At 73.4% G+C, this 2,607-nt stretch carries 2 protein-coding genes and 2 pseudogenes; all 4 read left to right on the top strand.

Translation table 11 applies throughout. The features are described from left to right. Window positions 1–188 (top strand): annotated as a pseudogene (locus DQW06_RS27520) (heme ABC transporter ATP-binding protein); the annotation flags it as partial. Window positions 189–204: 16 nt separating this feature from the next. Beyond that, complete coding sequence (locus tag DQW06_RS27515; protein ID WP_013152414.1) at window positions 205–1,215, top strand: ABC transporter permease; 1,011 nt, start codon at window positions 205–207, stop codon at window positions 1,213–1,215. Between the two features lie 26 nt (window positions 1,216–1,241). Beyond that, the gene (locus DQW06_RS27510; protein WP_013152415.1) at window positions 1,242–2,333 is read left to right on the top strand and encodes a zinc-binding dehydrogenase; all 1,092 of its coding nucleotides are present in this window, start codon (window positions 1,242–1,244) and stop codon (window positions 2,331–2,333) included. After that, window positions 2,330–2,607 (top strand): annotated as a pseudogene (locus tag DQW06_RS27505) (hypothetical protein); the annotation flags it as partial. The gene DQW06_RS27510 and the pseudogene DQW06_RS27505, both read left to right, overlap by 4 nt.

Genomic DNA, 2,607 nt, shown 5'->3' with positions numbered 1-2,607 from the left:
AGATCTACGCCATCGTGCGCGAGCTGGCCGGACAGGGGGCCGCGGTCCTCTTCGTCTCCAGCGAACTGGAGGAGCTCCCGCTCGTGTGCGACCGCGTGCTCGCCCTGCGCGGAGGACGGCTGCAAGGCGAGTTCACCGGCGACGACATCACCCTGGACAACATCATGGCCGCCGCGATGGCGGCGTGAACGGCGAGGTAGACCAATGACCACCACCACCAAGGTCACCGGCGAGGCGGTCTCCGCCCGCGGCGACCTCATCGGCCGCTACGGCCACCGCCTCAACGAGATCGGCCTCCTGGCCGCCATCCTGATCCTCTACGTCGTCCTCGGGCTCTCCGCCTCCGGGTTCCTGAGCCTGGACAACCAGCTCGGCCTGCTGCGCAACGCCGCCACGATCGGCATCGCGGCCTGGGGCGTCACCCTGGTGATCATCGCCGGGGAGATCGACATCAGCATCGGCCCGGCCGTCGCCTTCGCCTCGGTCATCGTGGCCAAGGGCGCCACCGAGTGGAACCTGGGCGTGATCGGCGCCATCGTGCTCACCCTGGCCATGGGCGTGCTGTGGGGCGCCCTCGCCGGGTGGCTCCGGGCCCGGTTCAACGTGCCCTCCTTCATCACCACGCTGGGGCTGTGGAGCGTCCTGGGCGGTATGGCGCTGTACATGACCGACGCGCTCCCCGTGCCGCTGCCCGAGAGCGGCCTGCTCGACGTGCTCGGCGGCTCCGTCCTGGGCGTCCCGACCGCCGCGCTGGTCATGCTCGTGCTCTTCGCGGTCTTCGCCTACGTCGCCAAGTACACCGCCTACGGCCGCTCCGTCTACGCCACCGGCGGCAACGCCGCCGCCGCGCAGCTGGCCGGGCTCAACGTGGCCCGGGTGCGCGTCCTGCTGTTCGCCACCACCGGCCTGCTCTCGGCCATCACCGGCGTGCTGCTCGCCGCCCGCCTGGGCTCGGGCAACGGCGGCGCCGCCGCGGGGCTGGAGTTCGACGTGATCGCCGCCGTGGTCATCGGCGGTACCGCCCTGGCCGGCGGACGCGGCTCGCTCGGCGGTACCTTCCTCGGGGTCGTCTTCATCACGGTCATCGCCAACGGCCTGGTGCTGCTCGGCGTCAACTCCTTCTTCCAGGACGTGGTGCGCGGCCTCATCATCGTGGGCGCCGTCCTGATCAACGTCGTCATCAGCAGGCGCAGCGCGGCCAACCGCCTCGCCTAGCCGCTCCGAACGGGGGAAACACAGTCATGAACACCACGGCCGCCGCCACCGCACTCCCCGAGACCATGCGCGGGGTGCGCCTGCCCGGGGACTCGACCGCGGTCCTGGACACCCTGCCCGTGCCCGAGCCGGGCCCCGGACAGGTGCTGATCCGGGTCGGCGCGTCGGGCATCTGCGGCAGCGACATCGGCTTCATCTACCACGAGCACAAGACGCACCGGGGGGTCGAGGGCCCCGCCTACCAGGGCGTCGTCGCGGGCCACGAGCCCTCGGGCACGGTCGTGCAGGCCGGGCCGGGGTGCCGCAGGTTCGGCCCGGGCGACCGCGTCATCGTGTACCACATCGCCGGGTGCGGGCTGTGCGACAACTGCCGCCGCGGCTTCATGATCAGCTGCACGGACCCCTCCCGGGCGGCCTACGGCTGGCAGCGCGACGGGGGCCACGCCGAGTACCTGCTGGCGGAGGAGTCCACCTGCGTCCCCCTGCCCGACGAGCTGTCCTTCGTGGACGGCGCGCTCATCGCCTGCGGGTTCGGCACCGCCTACGAGGGGCTGCGGCGCATCGGGGTCAACGGCGACGGCGACCTGCTCGTCGTGGGCCTGGGCCCGGTGGGGCTGGCGGCCGGGATGATCGGCCGGGGCATGGGCGCGGCCCGCGTGATCGGGGTGGAGCCCAACCAGCGCCGCCGCGAGTGGGCCGCCGGCCTGGACGTCTTCGACGCCCTGGCCTCGCCCGAGGAGGCGGCCGACGAGATCGCCCGCGTCACCTCCGGCCGGGGCGCGGCCACGGCCATCGACTGCTCCGGGTCGCGCCCGGGCCGCTCCCTGGCCCTGGAGAACGCCGCCGAGTGGGGTCGCGTCTCCCTCGTCGGCGAGGGCGGCGCCCTGGAGACCGAGGTGTCGGACACCCTCCTGCACAAGCAGCTCACCCTGTACGCCTCCTGGGTGACCTCGCTGCCCGCCATGGCGGAGCTGTCGGTGAACCTGGTGCGCTGGGGCCTGTCCCCGGAGCGGGTGGTCTCCGACCGCTTCGACCTCGCCGACGCCGACGCCGCCTACCGCCTGGCCGCGGGCGAGAGCCGCGGCAAGGTGTGCCTGGTCAACGGAGCCGAGAGGTGAGCCGCCCCGTCGAGGTGCGGCGCGACGCCTCCGGGGCGCACGAACTCGTGGTCCTGGACAACGGCGTGCTGCGGTTGACCGCCGCCCCCGCGCTGGGCGGGCGGCTCCTGTCGGTGCGCCACCGCGGCCGCGAGCACCTGTACCGCAACCCCCGCCTGCTGGGCGAGGACCTCCAGCCGGTGGAGGGCGTGGTGCTCGGGCCGGTGGACGGGCCCATGAGCGCGTGGAACAACGTCGGCGGCGACAAGACCTGGCCCGCTCCCCAGGGGTGGGA

It is taken from the genome of Nocardiopsis sp. TNDT3 (genome assembly GCF_003427465.1).
GTDB classification, from domain to species: Bacteria; Actinomycetota; Actinomycetes; order Streptosporangiales; family Streptosporangiaceae; genus Nocardiopsis; species Nocardiopsis dassonvillei.
The sequence above is the reverse complement of the archived record's forward strand: the minus strand, read 5'-3'. Positions and strand labels throughout refer to the sequence as shown.